The following is a 24,641-nucleotide window of genomic DNA, read 5'->3' as shown; positions in this document are numbered from 1 at the left end:
GTTCACCCCTTGTTGCTGCGGGTCCGCACTTCACGGCTCCCTCGTGGGCCGACGGCCCGAACAGAGGTTGAGTTGTGCTTCCGGACGAACCTTGGCCCCGGCAATCTAACATCCCATGTCTGGTTGTTGCGATTCATCCCCAGGTGAATGCGGAGGAATCCGGACATGTGGCCCACTTGTCAGATCCCTACATTCGAGGCCGTCCGGCTCCCTGCGGGCGGCAGGATCAGGGTGCCCCTCGCGGCTCGTCGAAGTTCTCCAGGACGGGGGTCAGCTCGTCGACGATGAGTCGGTCACGGTCGATCTGGCCGGCGCGCACGGCGGCCCGCGCCACCATGTGGTTGGCGACCGGCGAGGTGATCAGCTGGAACAGGCCGACGAGGACCAGCAGCGCCACCACCTCGAGGTCGCGCAACCGGAAGCCGAGGCCGGTGAGCACCAGGCAGAGTCCCAGAACCTGAGGCTTGGTGGCGGCGTGCATCCGGGAGAGCAGGTCGGGCAGGCGCACCAGGCCGAGGCCGGCGATGAAGGTGAGCAGCGCTCCGGCCAACAGGCAGATGGCCGCGATCACGTCGAAGACGGTGGTCCAGTTCATCGGTTCGCCTCCTTCTCGGCCTCGATGTCGTCACTGCCCTTGGTGAAGCGAGCGATGCTCACCGAGCACACGAAGCCCAGCAGCGTCAGCACCAGCAGGATCGGCAGCGTGAAGGTGTGCTCGTTGACGGCGGCCTCCACGCCGACGGCGCAGATGACCACGGCGAGGAGTACGTCGAGGGCAACGGTGCGGTCGAGCATGGTCGGGCCCATGGTGGCCCGGGCCAGCAGGCACAGGGCCGACAGGCCGAGCAACCCCATGCAGATGGCGAGGACGACGGTCACAAGATCACCTTCTCGGGGCTGCTGGGGTCCCTGGGGCTGCCGAACGCGCGCAGCACGCGCTGCTCCTGGGCGAGCACGGTGCGCCGGAACTTCTCGACGTCCTCGTCGGTCTTCACGTTGATCACGTGGAAGAAGAGCGTGTGCGTGGAGCGCCGGGCCTCCAGCGCGACGCTGCCGGGGATCAAGGTGGTCATCTCCGCAACGATGGTCAGCACGAAGTCGGAGGGGGCGACGAGGTCGACCTCCACGATGGCGTTGGTCAGCCCCTTGGGTCGCAGCACGACCTTGGCCACCTCCACGCTGGAGACGATGACGTCCCACATGAAGCGCACCACGAGCCAGACGCAGGCGATGGGGTTGGGCCGCATCGTGACCCGCAGCGGCGGCAGCGGGAAGGCCAGGCACACCAGCACCGACACGACGAAGCCGAGGGCCAGGTGCCCCAGCGTCCAGGTGCGCCACAGCGCCATCCACACGAGCGTCAGCCACACCAGCGCCGGCCACTGCAGCGACTTGTAGCGCGCCGGCCGGACCTTCCCGCTCCGGGTCACCTTCACCCGCGGGCTCATGAGTCGTCTCCCAACACGGCGGTGAGGTACGGCGTGCGCTCCAGCAGGTCGCTCGCTGCGCGGTCGGTCAGGGCGAAGAGCGGGCCGGCCACGAGGGTCAGCACCAGGCTGATCGTGATGAGGGCGGCGGTGGGGAGCACCATCATGGTCGGCATCTTCTTGGGCAGCGAACCCTCGCGCAGGCGTTGGTAGAGGTCGCGGTCGGGTGCCTCGTCATCGATCACCCGGCGTGCCGCCGCGAGGTCGCGGCTGTCGAAGGCTGCGCCACCGACGTGCACGTGGGCACGGTGCACCCGCATGCCTGCTGCGAGCTGGGCGTCATCGAGCTCGCCCTCGAGCTCGGGAAGCTGCTTGGCCATCTCGTGGGCCTGGATGGGGCTGCGCCAGAAGGCCAGCGCCCAGGTCTTGGCGACCGCATAGAGGGTGAGCAGGCTGGTGAGGACGCCGCCGACGACCAGGGTGATCGCGAGCCAGCTGCCGTCGTCGAGTCCCGCCTGGAGCAGGCCGACCTTGCCGAGGAAGCCCGACATGGGTGGGATGCCTGCAAGGTTCATGGCTGGGACGAAGAAGAGGAGGGCGAGCAGCGGCGAGAGCCGAGCGAGTCCGCCGAGCCGGAGCAGCGCCGTACTCCCGGCTCGGTGTTCGACCAGCCCCACCACCAGGAAGAGCGCGGTCTGGATGGTGATGTGGTGCGCGACGTAGAAGATCGCGCCGGAGACTCCGCTCTCGGTGGCCAGGCCGATGCCGAAGATCATGTAGCCGATGTGGCTGACCAGGGTGAAGGACAACATTCGCTTGATGTCGGACTGTGCGACCGCACCGAGGATGCCGATCACCATGGTCAGCAGGGCTGCCCACAACAGCACGTCACCGACGGAGTGGTCGGGGAAGATCAATGTCTGCACCCGCAGGATCGCGTAGACACCGACCTTGGTGAGCAGGCCCGCGAACACGGCTGTGACCGGTGCCGGAGCGGTCGGATAGCTGTCGGGGAGCCAGAAGGAGAGCGGGAAGACAGCGGCCTTGATCGCAAAGGTCACCAGCAGCAACAGGTGCAGCACCAGCGAGGTGGTGTGCGACAGCTCGGGCACTCGCTCGGCCAGCTGGGCGAAGTTCAGCGTGCCCATCGCGGCGTAGACCGCGGCCAGGGAGATCAGGAACAGCATCGACGACAGCATGTTGACGACGACATAGATCGTGCCTGCGCGGATGCGGGTGCCGGTGCCGCCGAGGGTCAGCAGCACGTAGCTCGCGAAGAGCAGCATCTCGAAGCTGACGAAGAGGTTGAAGAGGTCGCCGGCGAGGAACGCGTTGGAGACTCCGGCCACCAGTACCAGGAAGGTCGGGTGATAGATCGACAGTGGCGCTTCGCGCTCGTCGCCCGTCATGCCCTGGCCGAGGGAGTAGATGAGCACCAGCAAGGTGACGACGGCGGAGACCAGCAGCATCAAGGTGGCGAGTCGGTCGGCCACCAGGGCGATGCCGAGGCCTTCCCAGCCGCCGAGCCAGACCACCTGAGGACCCTCCCGGTCGCTGGCGACCAGGAGCACCGCGGCGATCACGACGACCGCGGCGAGCACGCCGATGGTCACGAAGCGCTGGGTGCGGGGGCGCCGCGAGAAGACGAGGGTGAGCCCGGCGCCCAGGAGGGGCAGGACCACGGGCATGGGAACGAGCGCGCTCATGCTGATGCTCAAGACGATCCCTCCTCTTCGTAGACCTCGTCGGTGGCGGCGTCCGCCTCCGTGGTGCTCAGGCTGAGGTCGTGGCTGTCGGAGGCCTCGTCGGCCAGCGCCAGCTGGCGGATCGCGGCGTCCTCGATGTCGTCCTGTACGTCGTCGTGCTCGTTGAGCTGCCAGCTACGGTGGGCCATTGCCAGCAGGAAGGCGACCGTGCCGAGCGTGATCACGATCGCCGTGAGCACGAGGGCCTGGGGCAGCGGATCGGCCATGTCGCCGTCGGAGGCGCCCACGATCGGCGCCCTGCCGGCGGGCCCGGAGGCGATCATGAACAGCAGGTTGACCCCGTTGCCCATCATCACGAGTCCGACCAGCACCCGGGTCAGGCTGCGTTCGAGGATGAGATAGACCCCGGTGCCGATGAGCGTGGAGGCCACCAGGATCAAGGTGACGTTGGCGTTCACAGCCGCACCGCCTGTTCCCCGGCGCGCTCCTCGCGGAGGATCTGCCGGTCGAGTCGGGAGCCGAAGGTGCGCAGCAGGTCGAGCAACAGGCCGATCACGACGAGGTAGACACCGATGTCGAAGAACATCGACGTCATCAGGTGCGGGTCCCCCAAGGGGCCGAGGTGGAAGGTGAGTTCGGCGCTCTGCAGGACGGTGCCGCCGAAGGCCAACGGCATGATGGCGGTGCCGGTGGCCACGAAGAGGCCGATGCCCATGAGCACGCCGGCGTCGATCGGGGCCGCCTCGTCGAGCTCATAACGACCGCCGACGAGGTAGCGGACCATCAGGGCGAGGCCGGCGACCATGCCGGCCGCGAAGCCGCCGCCGACGTGGTTGTGGCCGGCCAGCAGCAGATAGACCGACAGGATCATCATGGTGTGGAAGATCATCCGGGTGACCACCTCGAAGATGATCGAGCGACGGTCGGGCGTGAGGGTGCGCGACCCCGGCAGCCAGACCCGGCGTCCGGGGGCGGTGGGGATCTTCTTCACGGCCTCCGGATAGGGAATGTCGTGGACGCGCCGGATCCCGGAGAGCCGGGTGTCGAGGAAGACCAGGCTGGCGACACCGGTGCCGGCCGCGACCAGCACCGAGATCTCGCCCATGGTGTCCCAGGCGCGGATGTCGACCAGCGTCACGCTGATGATGTTGTGGCCGCCGCCGAACTCCACGGCGGGGCCGGGGAAGAGTGCGCTGAGCGGCTCCGCGCTCCGGTCGGCGGTGGCCATCAGCATGAACCCGGCGACCGCCAGGCCGACCGCCAGCCCCAGCGCCATGCGCAGGTAGCGCATCCGGGTCAACGGACGGTCGGTGAAGTACTCGGGCAGCCGGCGCAGGACCAGGACGAAGACGACGAGGCTGGTGGTCTCGACGAGGATCTGGGTGAGCGCCAGGTCGGGGGCGCCGTGCAGCAGGAAGAGCACCCCGGTGCCGTAGCCGGTGACCCCCACGAGGATGACCGCGCGCAGCCGCCGACGCGAACGAGCGGTGAAGAGTGCCGCGATGCAGACCAGGGCGCCGACGACTGCCTGGGACGGAGCGTCCCACAGGACCAGTTCGAGCTCGTCGGGCGGGTTCATCAGCAGGGCCGCTCCGGGCAGCGCGAGCACCACGAGCAGGATCACCGCGATGTAGGCGGCAACCGAACCGCGCTGGGTCAGACCGGTCACCTCGACCGCCGACCGGTCGACGGCACGCATCAGCGCCCGGTAGCCGCCCTCGGCACTGCGTTGCGAGGCCAGTGCGCCCTGGAGCTGTCCGAACGTGGCACGCCGGATGAAGAGCGCGACCCCGAGCACGACGACGATCCCGGAGAGGAGCAGCGGCACCCCGAGGCCGTGCCACAACGCCAGTTCGGCATGGTGGTGACCCTCGGGGAAGGTTGCGGTGTGGGGTTCGAGCACCCCGGTCAGCCATGCTCCGCAGAAGCCGAGGCCGACGCTCAGTGCGGCCAGCAGGACCGGGCTCGCGGCGAATCCGACGGGCACCGGCGCGACCTCGGTCGGCTCGGCGCCGGGCTTGGTGGCGAAGGCGCCCCACAGGAAACGCAGGGTGTAGGCCATGGTGAGGACCGACCCGAGCACGATCCCCACCAGCACCAGCCACCCGGCGTACGTCGCCAGTCCGGTGCCGTCGCCGTCGCTGGTCTCCGCGACCTCGAGGAGGGCACCGAAGACGGACTCCTTGGCGACGAAGCCGAGCATCGGGGAGGCCGGCCATGGATGCACCGGCCACGATCGCTGCGCCCGCGACCCACGGCATCCGGCGACCGACCCCGGAGAGTTCCCGCAGGTCACGGGTGCCGCTCTGGTGGTCGACGATGCCGACCACGAGGAACAGGCAGGCCTTGAACAGGGCGTGGGCGAGCAGCACCGCGAGACCGGCCAGGGTGGCCGCTTGGTTGCCGATGCCGAGCACCACCAGCATGAAGCCGAGTTGGCTCACGGTGCCGTAGGCCAGGAGCAGCTTGATGTCGTACTGCCGCAGCGCACGCCAGCCGCCGAGCAGCATGGTGACGATGCCGAGCCCGAGCAGGGTGCCGTGCCAGCCGGGGACACCGGCGAAGGCAGGAGCGAGCAGGGCGACGAGATAGACGCCGGCCTTCACCATCGAGGCGGCATGCAGATAGGCGCTGACCGGCGTGGGGGCGGCCATGGCGCCGGGCAGCCAGAAGTGGAAGGGGAAGAGGGCCGACTTGCTGATTGCTCCGACGAGCAACAGGATCACCGCAGCGGTGGTCCAGTCGCCGTTCGGTGGGTCGGCGAGGATGTCGGAGATCCGGTGGGTGCCGGCCTCGTGGCCGAGCATCAGCATGCCGACGAGCATCGCCAGGCCACCGAAGGTGGTGACGATCAGTGCCTGCATGGCCGCGAGTCGACTGGCCCGCTTCTCGGGGTCGGCGCCGATCAGCAGGTAGGAGAAGACCGTGGTGAGTTCCCAGAAGACATAGAGCAGGAGCAGGTCGTCGGCGAGCACCAGCCCGAGCATCGCCCCGGCGAAGCCGGTGAAGACACCGGTGAACATCGGCAGGACGGGATCGCCGTCGTGGAAGTAGTAGGCGCAATAGCCGAGGACGAGCACGCCGATGCCGCTGACCACCAGCGTCATGAGCCATTGCAACGTGCCGAGCTGGAAGGCGATCTCGAAGTCGAGTCCAGCCACCCAGGTGAAGCTCTGGCGGATCACCTCGCCGTCGCGGACCCGGTCGGTCAGCGAGATCGCCCAGCCGAGGGTCGCCAAAGGCGCCAAGGTCATGAGCAGGAACGCACGGCGTCCCATGACGGTCACCGCGGCAGGGCCGAGGGCAGCCAGGACGAGGTGGGCGAGGAGCAGCTGGATCAAGTTACGGGCCTTCGGTCGTCGGGCCGACGGTCGCGGTCATTCTATCGGTCGTTCCTGACGTCTGGTCACCATGCTTGAGGCGTAGATGCTTTTGTGGATCGCTCTGGTCCAGAATGCGGTCGATCTGGTCTCCCGCGACGCGGGAACGCGCTCAGCGAGCACCCTTCGGACGCACGTACTTGGAGACATACGGCACATCGTCGCGGAACCGCAGGCGAGCGACGTACATCGCCCGGACCGCCTTCTTCTGCGCGGTCCGGTCCATCGTGAACTTCGCGCCACAGGGCTTGCGGCCCTGCCAGCAGGCCCAGGCGTGGAAGACGATCATCATGCGGGCCCGATCGGTGAATACGTCGGCCCCGGCCGGGCCGCACAAGCCTGTCGTACGACGGTCCAGCAGCACCTGGGGCTCGACGCTCGACCAGCCGTCGGGGAGGAGGCCTTGCGCCACAGCGTCGCGTAGGTGCAGCGGGTGTAGCTGCCCTCCGAGGTGAAGAGGAACCAGCTCCTGCCGCGTTGGACCACCACGGGGTTCTCGATGACGCCGGCGCTGCGGAGCACCTCGCGGCTGATCGCGCCCTTGCGCGGTTCGAGCCCGTTCTTGCGCAGGGGGAGCATCCGGATCGTCGAGGGGAGCCCGTCGGTCTTGTAGAAGAGCACGGGCCAGCCGTCGCTGCCGACGAAGAGGGAGGGGTCGATGACTCCGTGGCGTGGCAGCCCCTCGCCGGGCGCCTGGTTGCCGGCACCGGGGGTCTTGCCCTTGGCCGGGCAGACGAGTGGTGCCTTGTCGACCGGCTTGAAGGAGGCGGTCGGCTTCCTCGCCTTCGCGACGCCGATGCAGCGCCCGCTCGGGGTCAGGCCCTTGACGGGGGCGGAGTAGTACAGCACCCACTTCTTGCGCACCTTGGCCAGGTCGGCCGCCCAGATGTCGCCGTTGCGCGCCCACGTGGGGAGTCGCTTCAACACCGGAGGCAGCGACTTCCACTTGCGCAGCGAGGTTCCCTTCAGCCGCAGGGTCAGTGGTCCGGTGCCCACGGCGATGAACGTGCCGCCCGCGCGGACCACGGCCGGGTCGCCGAAGTGGCGGCCGACGTACACCGGATCCGCGGCGTCCTTCGTGGCCGCAGCGGGTGCGCCCCACAGCGCCCCCAGCATCGCCAACAGCGCCGCGCACACCACCAGTTGCTTGCGTCCCACGGGCCGAAGGCTACGTGTGGAACGGCTCGTCAGTGGTCGTTATTCGCAGATCCGTGGCTCCGGACGAGCAGGTCGTCCGTGGAAATGAGCCCGGGGCCACGGCCGAACGGCCGTGGCCCCGGAACACGGGGGTGTGGATCAGAAAGCAGCCTCGTCCAGGTCCATCAGGGCGAGGTCGGTGGCCTGGGCAATGCTCAGCTCCGCAGTGATCTTTGGCAGCACGTTGCGGGCGAAGAACTGGGCGCCGGCGACCTTGCCCGTGTAGAAGTGCTTGTCCTTCTCGGACACGTCGCCACCGAGCTTGGCGAGGGCGACCTCGGCCTGGCGCAGCAGCAGCCACGCACAGATGATGTCCCCGAGCACCATGAGCAGGCGGCTGCCGTTGAGGCCCACCTTGTAGATGTTGCGCAGGTCGCCGCCCTCGGCATTGGCGTCGGCGCTCATCAGCTGCCCGATCATCGTGGCCACGAGGTTGTTGCCGTCCTCGAGCGCCTTGGCGAGCAGGTCGCGCTCGACCTTGAGCTCGGGGTTGGCGTCATCGGACTTGAGGAACGCCTCGATCTCGCCAGCGACGTGGCCGAGTGCCTTGGCCTGGTCCTTGACGATCTTGCGGAAGAAGAGGTCCTGGCCCTGGATCGCGGTGGTGCCCTCGTAGAGGGTGTCGATCTTGGCGTCGCGGACGTACTGCTCGATCGGGTACTCCTGCAGGAAGCCGGAGCCGCCGAAGGTCTGCAACGACTCGGTGCCCAGCAGCACCCACGAGCGCTCGGAGCCGTAGCCCTTGACGATCGGGAGCAGCAGGTCGTTGATCGAGGCCGCCACCTTCGCGTCGGTGCCGTTCGCCTCGGCGAGCATGACCTCGTCCTGCCACGAGGCGGTGTAGAGCACCAGGGCTCGCATCGCCTCCGCAAACGACTTCTGGGTCATCAGCGAGCGGCGTACGTCGGGGTGGTGGGTGATCGTGACGCGCGGGGCGGTCTTGTCGGCCGACCGCGTCAGGTCGGCGCCCTGGACGCGCTCCTTGGCGTAGTCGAGGGCGTTGAGGTAGCCGGTCGACAGGGTCGCGATCGCCTTGGTGCCGACCATCATGCGGGCGTTCTCGATGACGTCGAACATCTGGGCGATGCCGTTGTGGACCTCGCCGAGCAGCCAGCCCTTCGCGGGCTCGCCGCCGCCGACCTGCGGGTCCCCGAAGGTGACCTCACAGGTGTTGGAGACCTTGATGCCCATCTTGTGCTCGACGTTGGTGACGTAGACACCGTTGCGCTCGCCGGTGAGCTCGCCGGTCTCGTGGTCGAAGTGGTGCTCCGGCATCCAGAAGAGCGAGAGGCCCTTGGTGCCCGGGCCGCCGACACCCTCGACGCCCTCGGGGCGGGCGAGGACGAGATGCATGATGTTCTCGGTCATGTCGTTGGTGGCCGAGGTGATGAAGCGCTTCACGCCGGTGACGTTCCACGACCCGTCGTCGTTGGGCGTCGCCTTGGCGCGGCCCGCACCCACGTCGGAGCCGGCGTCGGGCTCGGTCAGCACCATCGTGCATCCCCACTGACGCTCGACCATGAACTGGGCGACGCGCTGGTCGCGCTCGTTGCCGTTGCGGTGGACGACACCAGCGAACGCCGGGCCGGCGGCGTACATCCAGATCGGCGCGTTCGCGCCGAGCACGAGCTCCGCGATGGCCCAGTTGACCGACGACGGAGCCGGGGTCCCGCCGAGCTCGGCCATGGTGTGCAGCCGCCAGAACTCGGCGTCCATCCATGCCTGGTAGGACTTCTTGAACGACTCCGGGATCGGTGCCGAGTTGGTGCTGGGGTCGAAGACCGGGGGAACCGGTCGGAGTCGACGAACGAGTCGGCAAGGTCCTCGCGGGCCAGTCTGTCGACCTCGGCGAGGATCGACTTCGCCGTGTCGGTGTCGACGTCGCTGAAGGGGCCGTCGCCAAGGATCTTGTCCCGGCCCAGCACCTCGAAGAGGTTGAACTCGATGTCACGCAGGTTGCTCTTGTAGTGGCTCACTGACCCACCTTTTCCGTGTGCAGGGTTGGACGCGACCCGTCCATTACTCATCAGTAACATTCATTATTCACCCGCACCCAAGCCCAAGCAAGGCGGGGTGGTCCACTGCACACCGTGGCGGCGCGTGAGACGGTCGGGCGACCGTTGCTCGAGAATGGCCATCGAAGTGAGAGACTTGGACCATGCGAGTCTCTGCCAAGTCCGACTACGCCCTGCGCGCGCTGATCGAGATGACGCGTCGCGGCGACACCGGTCCCGTCAGTGCCGAGGAGTTGGGACGCCAGCAGGAGATCCCGCACGGCTTCCTCCAAGCGATCCTCGCCGACCTGCGGCGCTCCGACATCGTCGTCTCCCAGCGCGGTCAGTCCGGCGGCTGGCGGATGGCGGCGAAGCCGGAGGCGGTCAGCATCGCCGACGTGATCCGCGCGGTCGATGGCCCGCTGGTCTCCGTCTACGGGCTGCGCCCCGAGGCGGTCTCCTACAACGAGAGCGCGGAGGTGCTGCAGCACGTCTGGATCGCCGCCCGCAGCTCCCTGCGTGAGGTCTTCGAGAACGTGAGCATCGCAGCGCTCGCCGCCGGCGACCTCCCCGGCGGTCACCAAGCGCACGGCCGACGAAGACGCCTGGCAGTCGCACTGATCCAGGCCCCGCCGAGCTGCAGCACCCCCGGGAAATCGGCGTAGTCCCTGACGAACTTGTAGTTGTCCGGGCGGTGGAAGGACAAGTTCGTCAGGGACTATCGCGATGTGGGCCGGAGCCCCGGTGGGGCGTACGGCGCCTGATCAGTCGTCGCTGGTGTTCATCCCGGTCTGGATCAGGTTCATCACCGAGGAGTCGGCCAGCGTGGTGACGTCGCCGATCTCGCGGTTCTCCGCGACGTCGCGGAGCAGGCGGCGCATGATCTTGCCGGAGCGGGTCTTGGGCAGTTCCGGCACCACCATCACCTGCCGGGGCTTGGCGATCGCGCCGATCTCCTTGGCGACGTGGTTGCGGAGGTCGGTGACGATGTCGGCGTTGTCGGCCGCGTCCTCGTCACCGGCGGAGTCGCGCAGGATCACGAACGCGCAGACGGCCTGACCGGTCGTGTCGTCGGTCGCGCCGACCACGGCGGCCTCGGCCACCTTGGGATGGGACACGAGCGCCGACTCGATCTCGGTGGTGGAGAGGCGGTGGCCGGACACGTTCATCACGTCGTCGACGCGGCCCAGCACCCAGATGTCACCGTCCTCGTCCTTCTTGGCGCCGTCGCCGGCGAAGTAGACGCCGGGCCAGCGGGACCAGTAGGTGTCCTTGAAACGCTGGTCGTCGCCCCACACGGTGCGCAGCATGGCCGGCCACGGCTCCCGGATGATCAGGTAGCCGCCGCTGCCGTCCGGCACCGACTCGCCCTCGTCGTTGACGACGTCGGCGACGATGCCGGGCAGCGCTCGCATCGCCGAGCCGGGCTTGGCCTCCGTCACGCCGGGCAGGGGCGAGATCAGGATCTGGCCGGTCTCGGTCTGCCACCAGGTGTCGACGACCGGCGCACCTGCTCCGTCGCCGGCGCCGCCGCCGATGTTCTCCTTGTACCAGACGTAGGCCTCGGGGTTGATCGGTTCGCCGACCGAGCCGAGCACCCGGATGGAGGAGAGGTCGAAGCCGGCCGGGATGTCGCGGCCCCACTTCATGAAGGTGCGGATCGCGGTGGGGGCGGTGTAGAAGATGGTGACGCCGTACTTCTCGATGATCTCCCACCACCGGCCCTTGTGCGGGCTGTCGGGGGTGCCTTCGTAGAGCACCTGGGTGGCACCGTTGGCGAGCGGACCGTAGACCAGGTAGGAGTGGCCGGTCACCCAGCCGATGTCGGCGGTGCACCAGTAGACGTCGGTGTCGGCCTTGAGATCGAAGACCGCCCAGTGCGAGTAGGACGTGCCGACCAGGTAGCCACCGGTCGTGTGCAGGATGCCCTTGGGCTTGCCGGTCGTGCCGGAGGTGTACATGACGTAGAGCGGGTGCTCGGCGTCGTGCAGCTCGGCCACGTGCTCGTTCGACTGTGCGTCGACGACATCGTGCCACCACTTGTCGACCGACTCGTTCCAAGCGACGTCCTGGCCGGTGCGCCGCACCACGAGCACGTGCTCCACGAGGCCGTCGGCCTTGGCCACGGCGTCGTCGACCGCCGGCTTGAGCGCGGAAGGCGCGCCCCGGCGGTAGCCACCGTCGGCGGTGACCACGACCTTGGCCCCGCAGTCGACGATGCGACTGGCGAGTGCATCGGCGGAGAAGCCACCGAAGACCACCGTGTGCGGGGCGCCGAGGCGGGCGCACGCCAGCATGGTGATGACGGCCTCGGGGATCATCGGGAGATAGATCGCCACCCGATCGCCCTTGGCCACGCCGAGTTCGGTGAGGGCGTTGGCAGCCCTGTTGACCTCGTCCTGGAGCTGCGCATAGGTGATGTCACGGGTGTCGTCGACCGGCTCGCCGACCCAGTGGATCGCCACCTTGTCACCACGGCCGGCCTGTACGTGGCGATCGACGCAGTTGACAGCGGCATTGATCGTGCCGCCGCTGAACCACTTGGCGAAGGGCGGGTTGTCCCAGTCGAGCACCCGGTCCCACTTCCGGCCCCAGTCGAGACGCTCTGCCTGCTCGGCCCAGAAGCCCTCGCGGTCGGCCTCGGCTCGGGCGTAGGCCTCCTCCGTCACGTTGGCCGAGGCGGCCAGCGCCTCCGGCGGGGAAACCGACGCTCTTCATGCATCAGGTTGGACAGTGCCTCCGGCTGCTGATTGCTCACCGCTCACCTCTCCTGCTGGGGTTGTGTGACCGACGTTACTGCCTCGCCCGACCGCCCGGAGAGCCGCACGTCACATCGGCTCGACGGGCGGCGCGTGCGGTGCGGCGAACGGTCGCGTCGCTGCGGCGTCCGGTCAGTCGGCCGGACAGGCGGAGAGGATCGCATCCGTGGTGGTGTAGTCGCCGGCGAACCCGTCGGCAAGTGCCGGGAAGCTCACCTCGTCCTGGTCGACGAGACCCATCGAGGCACCGTTGAGCGCTGGGAAGAGATCTCCCTCGTGCGGGTCGTTGGGGCGCGGCGAGAGCAGCGCGACGACGTCGCCGAGGTTGCCGGCAGACTCGAGGAACTCCTCCGGATCGGCCGTGTCGGGCACGCTGGTGCGCACGGTCACGGTCTCGGTCCGCTCGCGGGCGCCGTCTGAGGTCAGGACATTGCCGGAGATCGTGATGAGGATGTCGCGGGCATCGGCCTTGGGGTCGGTGAAGTCCTTCAGCAGCTCGGGTGTCTCGGCCTCGTCACCCCAGACATAGGCGTCGCCCTCGGTCGCTCCGGTCACCTCGCCCACCACGACGTCCGTCGCCGCGAGGCTGTGCATCTCGGCGCCGCACGGCAGCATCACCTCGAGCGACTCGGGCTGGGGAGGCATGCCGGGCGTCTCGGCGTTGTCGGCCTGGACCTGGGCGACGACCTCGAAGAAGTAGTCACCGCCGTCGCCGGTGCGGGCCGGGCTGTCACCCGGGTCGTCGTTGTTGCCGGCGTCGTCTCCGCAGCCTGCGGCCAGGACGGCCAGCACGGCAAGGGGGTCAGCTTCTTCCACATGTCGCCTCCTGGGCACAGGGTCTGCCTCCACCCTACGAGGTGAGCCGACGCCTGCTGCCGACCCGGCGTCCACCGGGCCGGGCCCGTCCCGGCCGGGACGCCTCGAGGGGCCGCGACCTCTCGAGGTCGCGGCCCCTGCGGGGTGGGACGGGTCAGTGCTGGACGGCTCCTTCCGCGCCGGCGCCGGTGAGGGCCCGGACCTCGAGCTCGTTGTAGCGTTCCTCCGCGCTCGGTTCACGCGAGGTGACCGTGCCGAGCCAGCCGAGGAAGAACGCCAGCGGAATGGAGACGATGCCGGGGTTCTCGAGTGGGAACCACGAGAAGTCGACGCTCTTGGGGAAGAGTGCTGCGTTGCTCCCGTCCGCGTTGACCTTGCCCGAGACGACCGGCGAGAAGAAGACCAGGCCGACCGCTGAGATCAGGCCGCCGTAGATGCTCCACACCGCGCCGCGGGTGTTGAATCGGCGCCAGAACATGTTGTAGATGATCGACGGCAGGTTCGCCGAGGCTGCGATCGCGAAGGCCAGCGCCACGAGGAAGGCGACATTGAGCTTCTGGGCCGGGATCGCGAGGATGATCGCGACCAGGCCGATCGCGCCGGCTGCGATCCGGGCGACCTTGAGCTCGTCCTTCTCGCTCGCCTTGCCCTTGCGGAAGACGCTGTTGTAGAGGTCGTGGGCGACACTGGCGCTCGAGGTCAGGGTCAGCCCGGCCACCACGGCGAGGATGGTGGCGAAGGCGACGGCCGCGATCAGGGCGAGCAGGATCGCACCGCCCGTCGTACCGGCTCCTCCGCCGACCTCTTCGGCCAGCAGCGGCGACGCAAGGTTGCCACCGCTCTTCTGGACGGCGGATCCCAGGCTGGTGTCGAGCAGGGCGGCCGCACCGAAGCCGAGGACGAGCGTCATGAGGTAGAAGGCGCCGATGAGACCGATCGCCCAGAGCACCGACTTGCGGGCGTCGCGAGACGTCGGGACCGTGTAGAAGCGGATCAGGATGTGCGGCAGGCCGGCGGTGCCGAGGACCAGGGCGAGGCCGAGCGAGACGAAGTTCAGTTTCGAGGTGGTGTCGGCTCCGTAGGCCAGGCCCGGATCGAGGAAGCCGTCCTTGCCGGAGTTGGCCGCAGCACTACCGAGGAGTTCGGAGATGTTGAAGTCGAACTGCGCGAGCACGAGGATGACGATCAGCGCCGATCCGATCATCAGCAGCACGGCCTTGACGATCTGGACCCACGTGGTGCCCTTCATGCCACCGACCGTGACGTAGAAGATCATCAGGGCACCCACGAAGAAGATGGTCAGGTTCTTCAACCACTCGCTCTCCACGCCGAGCAGCAGGGTGACGAGAGCGCCGGCACCGACCATCTGCGCGAGCAGGTAGAAGATCGAGACCACGACGGTCGAGGTGGCTGCCGCCGTGCGCACCGGGCGCTGCTTCATTCGGTAGGCGAGCTGGTCGGCCATCGTGTACTTGCCGGAGTTGCGCAGCACCTCCGCGACCAGCAGCAGCGCCACCAGCCAGGCGACGAGGAAACCGATGGAGTAGAGGAAGCCGTCATAGCCGGAGAGCGCGATCAGGCCCGAGATGCCGAGGAACGAGGCGGCCGACATGTAGTCGCCACCGATGGCCAGGCCGTTCTGGAATCCGGAGAAGGAGCGTCCGCCGGCATAGAAGTCCGTGGTGCCACTGGTGCTCCGGCTGGCACGGAAGGTGATGAAGATGGTCAGGGCGACGACCGCGAGGAACAGGGTCGCGGTCAGCATCTGGTTGCCGTCCATGCGTCAGGCCCCCTTCTGGAACTCGTCGTTGAGCGTGCGGGCCAGCGGGTCGAGGTGCTTGTTGGAGTAGTTGCTGTAGATCCACGCCAGCACGAACGTCGTCACGAACTGGAGCAGTCCGAAGACCAGCGCGACGTTGATGTTGCCGACGAGTCGATGGCTCATGAAGTCGTGTGCCCACATCGACAGCACCACGTAGAGCAGGTACCAGACGAGGAATGCGACGGTGGCGGGGAAGACGAATCCGCGGTAGCGGGACCGGAGTTCCTGGAACTCCGGTGTGGCATGCAGGTGTTCATAGACCGCGTGCTGCCGATCTGCCTGGTCATGGGTGGAGGTCACCGAACCGTCCCTTCCGTTGGATGTGATGCCCATCACGCTAGGAACGGTGCGCGTTCGTTCGGCAGGGGCGAGGGCGCAGTGCGCGCTCAACGGGGAGCCGCAATCGGTGAGTGGTCGGCTCGGCACGACGAGCGGTCCCGCCTCCGGTCGGGTCCGTCGCCTGCCGCGGCCGGCCACAAGGCCCGGCGAGATGACGTACGGAAGGGCTCGCCTGCGAATATTGCCCGATTCGTGCCGCACTCTCAGGTGGCCGACGTAGAGTGCACATTGCCGCCGCCGTGCGTGGCGAGATCGTCTGCCGTGCTGGAATCCCCCGTCCAGCGATGCCCCATGTCAAGTGGTCGACGACCGTCACGCCGGCGGCGGTCTGTCTTCTCGGTACGTCGCCCGTAGGGTGGCCGGGTGACCACGACTGCGGACAACGACTGGTTCCCCGATCCGGCCTCGGCTCTCACCCGGCTGGGCGAGGTCGGCTACCTCGCCGACCTGGCCACCGCGACCACGGCCTGCCTCGCAGGTCTGCTCGGCAAGCCGCTGCTGCTCGAGGGCCCGGCGGGCGTCGGCAAGACCGAGTTGGCCAAGGCGGTCGCCCGCGCGACGGGGGCCGAGCTCGTGCGACTGCAGTGCTACGAGGGGCTCGACGAGGCCCGCGCGCTGTACGAGTGGAACTACAAGAAGCAGTTGCTGCGCATCCAGGCGGCCTCCGGTGACTCGTCGTGGCAGGAGACCCACGACGACATCTTCACCGAGGAGTTCCTGCTCACCCGGCCCCTGCTCACGGCGATCCGGCGGGAGGAGCCCACCGTGCTGCTCATCGACGAGGTCGACAAGACCGACGTCGAGGTGGAGGGCCTGCTGCTCGAGGTGCTCTCCGACTTCCAGGTCACCATCCCCGAGCTGGGCACCGTCGCTGCTGTGCGGCGGCCCTTCGTGGTGCTGACCTCCAACGCGACGCGGGAGCTGTCGGAGGCGGTCAAGCGGCGCTGCCTCTACCTCCATCTCGACTACCCCGATGCGGAACGGGAGACCGAGATCCTGCTGTCGCAGGTGCCCGGTCTCGACGCGACCCTGGCCGGTCAGGTGGTCGGTCTCGTCGCCCGGCTGCGCGAGCTGGAGCTCAAGAAGGCGCCGTCCATCGCCGAGGCGATCGACTGGGCCCGCACGGTGGTCGCGCTCGAGATCGACGAGCTCGACGAGGAGGCAGCGGCGAGCACCCTCGGCGTGGTGCTCAAGCATCTCTCCGACCACGAGCGCGCGGTCAAGGAACTCGGACTGGCGCGGGGCGCGGGACGGCGCTGACCCATGTCGCTGCTCGACCGCCACGTCGACTTCGTCGAGGCCCTGCGTCGTGCAGGCCTCCCGGTCTCGGTCGCCGAAGACATCGATGCTGCCCGGGCGGTGTCGCTGGTGCCGTGGGACGACCGCGAGACGCTGCGCACGGCGTACGCCGCCACGCTGGTGAAGCGCGCCACTCACCGGCCGACCTTCGACCAGCTCTTCGACCTGTGGTTCCCAGCGCTGGTGGGGGCCGGCCGTACCGGCAACGTGGATCAGCCGGGACTCGACACGGGTGAGGCGCCGGTCGGGGAGGCGAGTGACCAGGAACTGCGCGGTCAGGACAACGGGGCAGCACTCGAAGACTTCCGCGCCCGTGCCGTCGAGGCGATGGCCGAGGGTGACATCGGTCAGCTGCAGGAGCTCGCCATCGAGGCGCTGGGTCGCTTCGGGGCCATGCCCGGGCGTGCTCCCGGACTCTCGTCGTGGAGTGCCTATCAGGCCCTGAAGCGGGTCGACGGCGACGAACTGGTCGAGCGGATCGTCGCGAGCCTGCTGGCGCAGGGGGCTGACCAGGCCGGGGCGCGACGACGGGCCAAGCGCTCGGTCGACGAGTTCCGACGCCGCGTCGAGGCCGACTCGTTGCGCCGCATCGCGGAGGAGAAGGGCACCCGCTACGTCGCCAACAACACCGGGCGTCCGACGATCGACACCCTTGACTTCATGAGTGCCCGTTCTGCCGATCTCGTGGCGCTGCGTCGTGAGATCCAGCCCCTGGCGCGACGCCTGGCCACCCGACTCACCCAGCAGCACCACGCCGACAGGCGGGGCCCGCTCGACTTCCGGCGGACGGTGCGCGCCTCGATGTCGACGGGCGGGGTGCCGCTCACGACGGTGCAACGGCCGAAGCGGCCGCATCGCAGCGACCTCGTGGTGCTGTGCGACGTGAGTGGCTCCGTGGCCAATTTCGCCCAGTTCACCCTGCTGCTGGTGCATGCGCTGCGCGACCACTTCAGCAAGATCCGGGCCTTCACCTTCGTCGACAACGTGGTCGAGGTGACCGACGAGCTGCGTCCGGGCGCCGACCCGGTCGAGGTGATGGCCTCCCTGGCCGCATCCGCTCGTCAGGCCGCGCTGTGGGGACGCACCAACTACGGGCGCGCCTTCACCGTCTTCGAGGAGCAGTACGCCGACGCGCTGGGCCCGAAGACCGCCCTGCTGGTGCTCGGTGACGCCCGCTCCAACTATGCCGATCCCAAGCTCGAGCCGTTCCGGGCGATGGTCGACCGGTGCCGGCACGCGTGGTGGCTCAACCCGGAGCATCCACGGCAGTGGGGAGCCGGCGACTCGATCGCGCCACGCTATGCGGAGATCGTGCCCATGGTCGAGTGCCGCAACATCACCCAGCTCGGTGACTTCGTCCAGACCGTGCTCTGACTCCGCGAAGGCGCACGTGTTGCTGGGTCAGAGGCTGAGGTAGCCCAGCTCTCGCAGGCGCTGCACTGCGGCGACGACGTCGGCGTGGGTGGCCCGGTCGGCCATCTCCCCGCCCCGTACGTAGGCCGCGGCGCCGATGGCGTCGGCACCGTCGAAGACCACCGTGAGGCGGTTGGCGAGCGTGGCGTTGAGGAGCGAGCCGAGCAGCGCGACCGGATCGCTCCGGTCTTCGAGAGCCAGCACCGGGATGGTCACCGGGACCTCGGTGCCCTGAGCCGCGGGCGCGCCGGCAGTGATGACCTGGTCGATGGGCAGCGGGGATCCGTCGACCTCTGCCGCGAGCCGCGTGGCGACGAGCCCGCCGCGACCCAGGCCGACCAACATGAGCCGGGCGCCGTCGACGGCCGAGACCGCCTTCTCGATCGCCTGCCGGGCACCGGAGACAGCAGCGGTCAGGTCGCCGTCGGAGACCTGTAGTGCACCGCCGGCAGGCGCAGGCCCGCCGGTGAGGAAGGCCAGGAAGCGTCCCGCGCCGACCGGTTGCACGAAGATGTCGGCCTCGACCTCGGTCAGCCGCTGCACCAGTGCCGCGATGGAGGCTGGGCGGTCTGCCGCAGCGGCGTCACCCTCGGGCTGGGTCAGCGGATCGGTGCCACTGGCGTCGGAGACATAACCACCCGCGATGTCACGCAGCGCGGAGGAGAAGTCGTCGGCGAACGGGCCTGCACCGGTGGCGCGAAGCCCGCCGCGGGCCACGTCGTTGCGGGCGTCGCCGGCGAGGACGGACGTGGTCAGCATCGCGCGGAGCTGGAGGGACTCCACCAGACCGCCACCGCCCGAGACGAAGTGCTGCATCAGCTCGGGGTTGGATTCGGCCAGCTCGTTGAGATAGGCCGCGAGCTCGTCCCTGTCGGGAGCGGTGGTCTCGATGAGGCCGGCAGAGACGATCGGGCCTCCGAGTGCCACCTCGGGTGCCAGGTAGCCGAGCGCTCGCGCGGCGATGGAGCCGAGTGTCTTCTGGGCCATCTCCTGCAGGTCGTCGATCCACTGGTAGGTGAGCACGGTGGCGCGCACCACGAGGGCATCGGCGTCGAGCTCGAGGGCGTGGGCGTCGAGGCCGGAGCGACCGGTCGTGGCACGGTGAACCTCCTCCTCGGCGGTCCGCCACGTGTCGGGCGAGAGCTCGGCGGAGTCTGCGACGTCGGGATCGGTCAGCACCTGGCGACCCAGGTCGGCCCGCTCGCGCACGGTGTCGCCGGTGGTGCGGAACCACTCGGCCAGTCGTGCCATCGCGGCGTACTTCTCGCCGGCCATGCCCTGTTCCTCGCTGCTGGTGCTCATGCCTGGACCTCCGCGATCACCGGGGCCAGCTGGCTGGCGAGACAGGACGGTTGCAGCGCTCGGATGTCAACGAGGTGCTGGTCGCCGTCGCGGCGGGCGGCGAGGATGCGCCAACCGTCGGCGAGCAGGACCAGCGAGACGACACCCACGCGGGTGACGGGTGCCGAGGCGCGGGCCACCATCAGCCGGGCCCGGCCCTGGGTCTCGGTGACGAGCGCCGACACGAGTGCTGAGGCGGTCGCGCTGTCGAGCGGTGCGCCATCGGCGTCGCGGGTGCCGGGAAGATGCCGTGCGGTGATGGCCGTGAGGAGGTCGGAGCGGCCGGACCGAGCGGCTTCGCTGCCGGCGTCGAGGAGCTCGAAGGGGAGGGTCGCCTGTTCCGGTACGCCGGAGGGCCGGGTGCCGTGGTCGGTGGGGAGCGTCAGCACCCGACCGAGCTCGTCGGCCCACTGGTCGACACCGAACCAGGCGAGTTCGTGAACGAGTCCGTCGGCGGTGGCGAGCGAGACGACGGCGTCGCCGGAGCGGCGGTGCCAGGCGCGGGCACGGTCGCCGGCGACGCTCACGTCGATGTCGACAGCCAGGTCGGGGGCCGCCAGCACCCCCAAGGCACCGGCCACCGAGGCGTTGACGCTTCCGGAGACCAGACCGCGACGGCGCAGGGACTGCTCGGCGTCGGGCGACGATGCCGATGCCTGCTGGAACGCGGCATCCTCCGCGCCGAGTCGGGTCTGGCCCAGTCGGCTGGCCAGTCCGGACGCCTGCACGGGCGCGGCGACGTCGAAGGGCAGCGGGGCTCCGCCGGCGCGCTTCGCCAGCAGCTGCAGTTCGGCGAGGGTGAGTGAGAGGCGGCGGGGCAACCCGTCGAGGGTGTCCTGCGGGGCCGGAGCGGGCGAGGTGAGATCGATCGTCACCATGTCAGAGACCCGGGATCGTCACGGTCAACCAGTCCTTGTGGCCGGAGGGCGGAGGGGTGAAGGCCAGGATCTGGCGGTCGTCGTCGTTGACTTCGACGAGGGAATCGGAGGGGTGGGTCAGTTTCTCGGCACGGGCGTGGGCGTCGGCGCGCAGGGATGAAGTGCGGCGCTCGAGGTCGGCGATGGTGTCCTTGCGGCGGTCGACTTCGCTCAGGTGCCGGGTGAGTGCCTCGGCGGCCACGTCGTGTTGCTCGGCGCTCGCGCGCAACCGTGCCGCGCGGTCGGTCATGCGCTCGCGCAGGTCGCGCGCTGCCCGACCGTGCCAGCGGATGGCCTCGACCTGCCCGACCAGGCCGTTCTGCCAAGGCCCGCAGGTCGCGGGCCTGCTCGTGCAACTCACGGACGCGCTTGCGCATCGCGGCTGACTCGCCGTACATGATCACCATCCCTCTACCTCTCCGCCCCCGTTCCCACCCTGGACAGGGCTCAAACCGGTGCACGACTGATTTCCTTGAAGCATTCTCTCGGCCGACGCGCCTGTGTTGGAATTCAGGAACAAAGGCACGAAACGGTCGGGGACATCGCAATGACTCAGCGCTTCTGCACTGCATGTGGCCAGCCTGTCACCAGGAAGTTCTGCACCGCGTGCGGGACGCCGGTGCGGCAGCCGGGGAGCACGCAGGAGACGGCTGCGGGACCGACTCCTGGCGGCCCTCCGCCGTGGCCGCAGGCGCAGCCACCCGTACCGGCGACGTCCGGGGCCCGCAAGCGGCGATGGTGGATCGCCGCGACGGTGGGATTGCTGCTGGTGGCCGGTGCAGCGGTCACGGGGGTGGTGCTGCTGGGGGACGATGAAGCCGCCCCGAAGCCGAACCCCGGGGCGGCGGTGGAGCCGGCGACGTCGGTGCTCGGGCAGCCCGGCCGGGAGTGGAGCGTTCGCGCCGAAGACGTGGTCGATGAGCCTGGTGCGACGTTCTTCGCCCCCGACTTCTCCGGGGAGGGGAGTCGGTGACACCTCTGGTGGTTGGCGATCTGGCGGTCATCGGGGTGCACGCCTACGACAGCATGCTGGAGAGGTCACAGCGCTGGATCGTGGCCCTCGACGCGGCTACCGGCCGCACTCGTTGGTCGGAGGAGTTCGCCGAGGAGACGTGGGGGACGTGCATCGTGTTGCCGCGCGAGGAACAACTCGTCTGCGGGGAGGAACGCTGGGACGAGACGAACGACACCGCGTCCACTCTGCTGACCGTGCGCGATGTCGACCATGGGCGGGTGGTCGCCTCGCACACGTTCGACCACCGGCTGCGCGGCATGGTCGGAATGGGCGACCAGGTCTGGACCCTGGGTGGGGAGAGCGACTGGACGACCGGGACGCACCGGATCCACGTCACTGCGGGCAGCGTGGACGACCTGGTCGGCGACGTCGATCGTGAGACCCGGCTGGTCGACGACGAGGAGTACGGCGGCGAGGACTGGTCGACGCTGGAGACCGACGGCGAACGCCTCTGGGCCAGCGTGGCGGGCAAGCCCTACCGGGTCGACGTCACGACCGGGGAGCTGACGGAGCAAGAGACCTGGACCTACGTGGGTCGCGATGCCGAGGGCCAGCCGCTGGTCGTCCAGCAACGCGACGGGCTGACCTGGTTCGAGGGCGAGGAGCAGCGTTGGTCCGGCTACTTGTGGGACCTGTGGGGCACTCGCCCCCAGGTGCGTCGGGGCCTGGTCGGCTTCGGCGGCGAGCTGGTCCGTCGCGACAGCGGCGAGGTGGTCAGGACGGTCGTGGACGACGACAACGGCGACGTCACGTGGGTGAACGACGACGTCCTCCGCGTCAGCAGGTGGCCCGAGGACGGTGAGAGCGAGATCTGGTTCGAGACGGCGCTCGGCGGCGAGGTGCTCTGGCGGGACCGCGAGAGACGGTGGACGTACGCCGCCACCTCGGACGCGTTCTTGAGCTTCACCCCCGACTCCGACCACTTCGACGTGCGCAGCGTCTGGAGCGGTGACCTGGCCTGGAGCCGGGAACTACCGGTGACCGAGGCGTCGGACGACGGCAGCAGGTGGTCCATGACCACCCACATCTCCACGTGGTCCGGAGGTGTCGTGGTGACGTCGAGCGAGACGATGTTCGGCTTCGCCGACTTCGACGACCCGGATCCCGATCTGCTGGAGCGACCGGTCGGGTTGGACGAGGTGGCCGCCGAAGAGCCGAAGGACGACCTCGCACTGGGCGAGGACTACGTGACCGCCTGTGGTTCGGAACCGGAGTTCACCCCGATCTCGTCCGAGGCCGTGTCGGGGAGCGTCGCGGTCACCTTCGAGGTCAGCGCCACCTGCCCGAGTGGCCAGTGGCTCGACTCCCCGGCGTATCGGATCGACCTGACGGGGAGCGATGACGACGGATCGGACGTGCCGCTGGCGACGGGGCGCTTCGACTTCTCCGACGACAACCGGGTGTGGATCCCAGCTGAGGGAACGTCGGAGGTGACCACGGGCTTCCCCGTCAAGCAGGTGTGGGCGACCCCGGAGGAGATCGGGAGCTACATCGGTCGCGGTGCGATCCTCGTGGACTGCGAGCGGGAGGAGTCGGGCAGCGGGGAGGAGTTGGCGCCCCAGGACCCGGCGGTGGCCGACGCCGGCGGTGCGGACTCGGCCGACGACGTCACCGACCCGGACACCCGTGAGGAGAACAGCCTGCAGGCGTTGCGGCGGATCGCGGCCCAGGACAAGGAGCACGTGCTCGAGAACCTGGCCGGTCAGTGGATGCCCCAGCTCTCCTCGAAGCAGGACGGCACGCACGACTCGGTGGACGCGAGGACCTACGACTACACCGCGATCTACGAGGAGCACCTCCGACTGCGCCTCGACCACCCTGACGTGAGGTTGTTGTGGAGCGGCGACTGGGGATCCTACGAGCGTGACGACTACTGGGTGACGGTCGTCGGGCAGGGATCGAACCGCGCCAAGCCTGCCCTGCAGTGGTGCGCCGACTCCGGGAGGGCGCCGTCGCAGTGCTACGCAAAGCTGGTTCGGGTGTCGGGGCCGCCGGAGGGGACGACCCGGCTGCAGCGCTGAACGTCGGGGCTCAGCGGGACAGGTGGGTGGAGAGCCTGTCGAGTCCCGTGGCGATCTCGTCGACCGAGCCCGCGAACGAGAACCGCACGAACCGGTTGCCCGTCCGGGTGTCGAAGTCGATGCCCGGGGCGACGGCGACCCCCGTGGCATCGAGCAGGTCGTGGGTCCACTGCATGGAGTCGTCGGTGAGGTGAGTGATGTCGGCGTACGCGTAGAACGCGCCGTCGGCGGGTGCCAGCTCGTGGATCCCGAGGCGGGGAAGCCGATCCAGGAGCAGCTCGCGGTTGGCGGTGTAGCGGCGCACATGGCTGTCGAGCTCGGCGTACGACTCATCGGTGAAGGCGGCCACGGCCGCGCGTTGGGCGATCACTGGCGGGCAGATGGTGAAGTTGCCGGTGAGTACGTCGACCGCCCGCCTCAGGCGCTTCGGCACCAGCATCCAGCCGATCCGCCAGCCGGTCATGGAGAAGTACTTGGAGAACGAGCAGAAGACGACCGCCTCACGGGAGGTGTTCCAGGCGGAGGCGTGTCCGAGGTCGGCATCGTGGTGCTCGATGCCGTGATAGATCTCGTCGCTGATCAGCTGCACGCCGTTGGTCTCGCACCACGTGGCCAGGGCCGCGAGCTCCTCGGGGGCGAGCATGGTGCCGGTCGGATTGGCGGGGCTGGCCACGACGAGACCCCGGATCGGTCCCGTGGCTGCGACGAGATCCTCGAGTGCGGCAACCGTGGGTTGGAAACGGACCTCGGGACCGCAGTCGAACTCGACGACCTCGCAACCCAGCGCCTGCAGCACGTTGCGATAGCAGGGATAACCGGGACGGGCCATCGCCACCCGGTCCCCGGTCTCGAACGCCGCCAGGAAGGCGAGCAGGAAGCCGCCGCTGGAGCCCGTCGTCACCACGACGTCGTCGCGGTCGATGTCGAGGCCGTGCCAGCTCCGGTGGTGCTCGGCGATCCGATCTCGGAGCTCCGGGACACCGCTGGCCACCGAGTAGCCGAGCGGGTCCCCGGACGTGAGCAGCCGGATCGCTTCGTTTCGCACTGCCGTGGGCGCGCCGGTGCTCGGCTGGCCGGCAACCATGTTGATCAGGTCCCCGTGACTCTCCTGGCGCGCCTGCGCGGCGGCCAACAGGTCCATGACGTGGAAGGGCGGCACGTTGGCCCGGCTGGCCACGGTGAAGCGATCGTTCAT

21 protein-coding genes and 2 pseudogenes are annotated in these 24,641 nt (G+C 68.9%); 5 read left to right on the top strand and 18 right to left on the bottom strand.

The genetic code is table 11. The annotated features are described in order from the left end of the window. Window positions 1–226 precede the first annotated feature (226 nt). From mnhG to L1066_RS14655, 10 genes and pseudogenes are all read right to left on the bottom strand, one after another. Window positions 227–595 carry a monovalent cation/H(+) antiporter subunit G gene (gene mnhG / locus L1066_RS14700; protein ID WP_235737030.1) on the bottom strand — a complete coding sequence of 123 codons (369 nt, stop codon included), beginning with the start codon at window positions 593–595 and terminating at the stop codon, window positions 227–229. Beyond that, entirely contained in the window at window positions 592–879 is a 288-nt protein-coding gene (locus L1066_RS14695; protein WP_235737029.1) for an MrpF/PhaF family protein, read from the bottom strand. The genes mnhG and L1066_RS14695 overlap by 4 nt, the downstream gene beginning before the upstream one ends. Continuing rightward, entirely contained in the window at window positions 876–1,448 is a 573-nt protein-coding gene (locus tag L1066_RS14690; RefSeq protein ID WP_235737028.1) for a Na+/H+ antiporter subunit E, read from the bottom strand. Before L1066_RS14690 ends, L1066_RS14695 begins: the two co-directional genes overlap by 4 nt. Then, window positions 1,445–3,145, bottom strand: a complete 1,701-nt coding sequence (locus L1066_RS14685) for a Na+/H+ antiporter subunit D (protein ID WP_235737027.1) — start codon at window positions 3,143–3,145, stop codon at window positions 1,445–1,447. Before L1066_RS14685 ends, L1066_RS14690 begins: the two co-directional genes overlap by 4 nt. Then, window positions 3,142–3,591: a Na(+)/H(+) antiporter subunit C gene (locus tag L1066_RS14680; protein WP_235737026.1), complete on the bottom strand. Its 450-nt coding sequence runs from the start codon at window positions 3,589–3,591 to the stop codon at window positions 3,142–3,144. Before L1066_RS14680 ends, L1066_RS14685 begins: the two co-directional genes overlap by 4 nt. Beyond that, a complete protein-coding gene (gene mbhE / locus L1066_RS14675; RefSeq protein WP_235737025.1) occupies window positions 3,588–5,336 on the bottom strand; it encodes a hydrogen gas-evolving membrane-bound hydrogenase subunit E in 1,749 nt (582 codons plus the stop codon). The genes L1066_RS14680 and mbhE overlap by 4 nt, the downstream gene beginning before the upstream one ends. 61 nt (window positions 5,337–5,397) lie before the next feature. Then, window positions 5,398–6,120, bottom strand: a pseudogene (locus L1066_RS28720) (proton-conducting transporter transmembrane domain-containing protein); the annotation flags it as partial. 505 nt (window positions 6,121–6,625) lie between these two features. Continuing rightward, on the bottom strand, window positions 6,626–6,805 hold the full coding sequence (locus L1066_RS14665) for a hypothetical protein (RefSeq protein ID WP_235737023.1): 180 nt from the start codon (window positions 6,803–6,805) through the stop codon (window positions 6,626–6,628). Beyond that, on the bottom strand, window positions 6,802–7,671 hold the full coding sequence (locus L1066_RS14660; RefSeq protein WP_235737022.1) for a family 43 glycosylhydrolase: 870 nt from the start codon (window positions 7,669–7,671) through the stop codon (window positions 6,802–6,804). Before L1066_RS14660 ends, L1066_RS14665 begins: the two co-directional genes overlap by 4 nt. Window positions 7,672–7,809: 138 nt before the next feature. After that, the gene (locus tag L1066_RS14655; RefSeq protein ID WP_446499906.1) at window positions 7,810–9,426 is read right to left on the bottom strand and encodes an acyl-CoA dehydrogenase family protein; all 1,617 of its coding nucleotides are present in this window, start codon (window positions 9,424–9,426) and stop codon (window positions 7,810–7,812) included. A 442-nt stretch (window positions 9,427–9,868) separates the two neighbouring features. On the opposite strand from L1066_RS14655, the gene L1066_RS14650 reads away from it, so the two are divergent. Continuing rightward, window positions 9,869–10,369, top strand: a complete 501-nt coding sequence (locus tag L1066_RS14650) for an RrF2 family transcriptional regulator (protein ID WP_235737021.1) — start codon at window positions 9,869–9,871, stop codon at window positions 10,367–10,369. Window positions 10,370–10,468: 99 nt separating this feature from the next. Here the strand turns inward: L1066_RS14650 and acs are convergent. From acs to L1066_RS14630, 4 genes and pseudogenes are all read right to left on the bottom strand, one after another. Then, window positions 10,469–12,426: pseudogene (gene acs, locus L1066_RS14645) on the bottom strand (acetate--CoA ligase). 169 nt (window positions 12,427–12,595) lie between these two features. Next, window positions 12,596–13,279 (bottom strand): hypothetical protein, encoded by a 684-nt coding sequence (locus L1066_RS14640; RefSeq protein WP_235737020.1) that lies wholly within the window; start codon window positions 13,277–13,279, stop codon window positions 12,596–12,598. A 154-nt stretch (window positions 13,280–13,433) separates the two neighbouring features. Next, on the bottom strand, window positions 13,434–15,059 hold the full coding sequence (locus tag L1066_RS14635; RefSeq protein WP_235737019.1) for a monocarboxylic acid transporter: 1,626 nt from the start codon (window positions 15,057–15,059) through the stop codon (window positions 13,434–13,436). Between the two features lie 3 nt (window positions 15,060–15,062). Continuing rightward, on the bottom strand, window positions 15,063–15,401 hold the full coding sequence (locus L1066_RS14630; protein ID WP_235737018.1) for a DUF485 domain-containing protein: 339 nt from the start codon (window positions 15,399–15,401) through the stop codon (window positions 15,063–15,065). Between the two features lie 402 nt (window positions 15,402–15,803). Between L1066_RS14630 and L1066_RS14625 the strand changes: the two genes are divergently transcribed. Continuing rightward, window positions 15,804–16,700: an AAA family ATPase gene (locus L1066_RS14625; protein WP_235737017.1), complete on the top strand. Its 897-nt coding sequence runs from the start codon at window positions 15,804–15,806 to the stop codon at window positions 16,698–16,700. Window positions 16,701–16,703: 3 nt separating this feature from the next. Next, window positions 16,704–18,113, top strand: a complete 1,410-nt coding sequence (locus tag L1066_RS14620; RefSeq protein WP_235737016.1) for a vWA domain-containing protein — start codon at window positions 16,704–16,706, stop codon at window positions 18,111–18,113. Window positions 18,114–18,140: 27 nt separating this feature from the next. On the opposite strand, the gene L1066_RS14615 is transcribed toward L1066_RS14620, so the two are convergent. From L1066_RS14615 to L1066_RS14605, 3 genes are read right to left on the bottom strand one after another with little or no spacing between them, the layout of a single operon-like run. Beyond that, window positions 18,141–19,454, bottom strand: coding sequence for a hypothetical protein (locus tag L1066_RS14615; RefSeq protein ID WP_235737015.1), 1,314 nt, complete (start codon window positions 19,452–19,454; stop codon window positions 18,141–18,143). Then, entirely contained in the window at window positions 19,451–20,371 is a 921-nt protein-coding gene (locus L1066_RS14610; RefSeq protein ID WP_235737014.1) for a hypothetical protein, read from the bottom strand. The genes L1066_RS14615 and L1066_RS14610 overlap by 4 nt, the downstream gene beginning before the upstream one ends. 1 nt (window position 20,372) lies before the next feature. Beyond that, window positions 20,373–20,771 carry a hypothetical protein gene (locus tag L1066_RS14605; RefSeq protein ID WP_235737013.1) on the bottom strand — a complete coding sequence of 133 codons (399 nt, stop codon included), beginning with the start codon at window positions 20,769–20,771 and terminating at the stop codon, window positions 20,373–20,375. A 186-nt stretch (window positions 20,772–20,957) separates the two neighbouring features. Between L1066_RS14605 and L1066_RS14600 the strand changes: the two genes are divergently transcribed. Together L1066_RS14600 and L1066_RS14595 are read left to right on the top strand one after the other, a co-directional pair. Beyond that, window positions 20,958–21,383 carry a zinc ribbon domain-containing protein gene (locus tag L1066_RS14600; protein ID WP_235737012.1) on the top strand — a complete coding sequence of 142 codons (426 nt, stop codon included), beginning with the start codon at window positions 20,958–20,960 and terminating at the stop codon, window positions 21,381–21,383. Then, window positions 21,380–23,446 (top strand): hypothetical protein, encoded by a 2,067-nt coding sequence (locus L1066_RS14595; protein WP_235737011.1) that lies wholly within the window; start codon window positions 21,380–21,382, stop codon window positions 23,444–23,446. The genes L1066_RS14600 and L1066_RS14595 overlap by 4 nt, the downstream gene beginning before the upstream one ends. 10 nt (window positions 23,447–23,456) lie before the next feature. On the opposite strand, the gene L1066_RS14590 is transcribed toward L1066_RS14595, so the two are convergent. Then, a complete protein-coding gene (locus tag L1066_RS14590) occupies window positions 23,457–24,641 on the bottom strand; it encodes a pyridoxal phosphate-dependent aminotransferase (protein WP_235737010.1) in 1,185 nt (394 codons plus the stop codon).

Source organism: Nocardioides alcanivorans (assembly GCF_021555175.1).
GTDB classification, from domain to species: Bacteria; Actinomycetota; Actinomycetes; order Propionibacteriales; family Nocardioidaceae; genus Nocardioides; species Nocardioides alcanivorans.
This window is presented reverse-complemented; position numbering and strand designations above follow the sequence as displayed.

Coding starts and splice junctions, on each gene's coding strand:
- mnhG (WP_235737030.1), bottom strand. CDS start 595: ATGAACTGGACCACCGTCTTCGACGTGATCGCGGCCATCTGCCTGTTG.
- L1066_RS14690 (WP_235737028.1), bottom strand. CDS start 1,448: ATGAGCCCGCGGGTGAAGGTGACCCGGAGCGGGAAGGTCCGGCCGGCG.
- mbhE (WP_235737025.1), bottom strand. CDS start 5,336: ATGCTCGGCTTCGTCGCCAAGGAGTCCGTCTTCGGTGCCCTCCTCGAG.
- L1066_RS14665 (WP_235737023.1), bottom strand. CDS start 6,805: ATGATGATCGTCTTCCACGCCTGGGCCTGCTGGCAGGGCCGCAAGCCC.
- L1066_RS14655 (WP_446499906.1), bottom strand. CDS start 9,426: ATGGACGCCGAGTTCTGGCGGCTGCACACCATGGCCGAGCTCGGCGGG.
- L1066_RS14650 (WP_235737021.1), top strand. CDS start 9,869: ATGCGAGTCTCTGCCAAGTCCGACTACGCCCTGCGCGCGCTGATCGAG.
- L1066_RS14635 (WP_235737019.1), bottom strand. CDS start 15,059: ATGGACGGCAACCAGATGCTGACCGCGACCCTGTTCCTCGCGGTCGTC.
- L1066_RS14620 (WP_235737016.1), top strand. CDS start 16,704: ATGTCGCTGCTCGACCGCCACGTCGACTTCGTCGAGGCCCTGCGTCGT.
- L1066_RS14615 (WP_235737015.1), bottom strand. CDS start 19,454: ATGAGCACCAGCAGCGAGGAACAGGGCATGGCCGGCGAGAAGTACGCC.
- L1066_RS14610 (WP_235737014.1), bottom strand. CDS start 20,371: ATGGTGACGATCGATCTCACCTCGCCCGCTCCGGCCCCGCAGGACACC.
- L1066_RS14600 (WP_235737012.1), top strand. CDS start 20,958: ATGACTCAGCGCTTCTGCACTGCATGTGGCCAGCCTGTCACCAGGAAG.
- L1066_RS14590 (WP_235737010.1), bottom strand. CDS start 24,641: ATGAACGATCGCTTCACCGTGGCCAGCCGGGCCAACGTGCCGCCCTTC.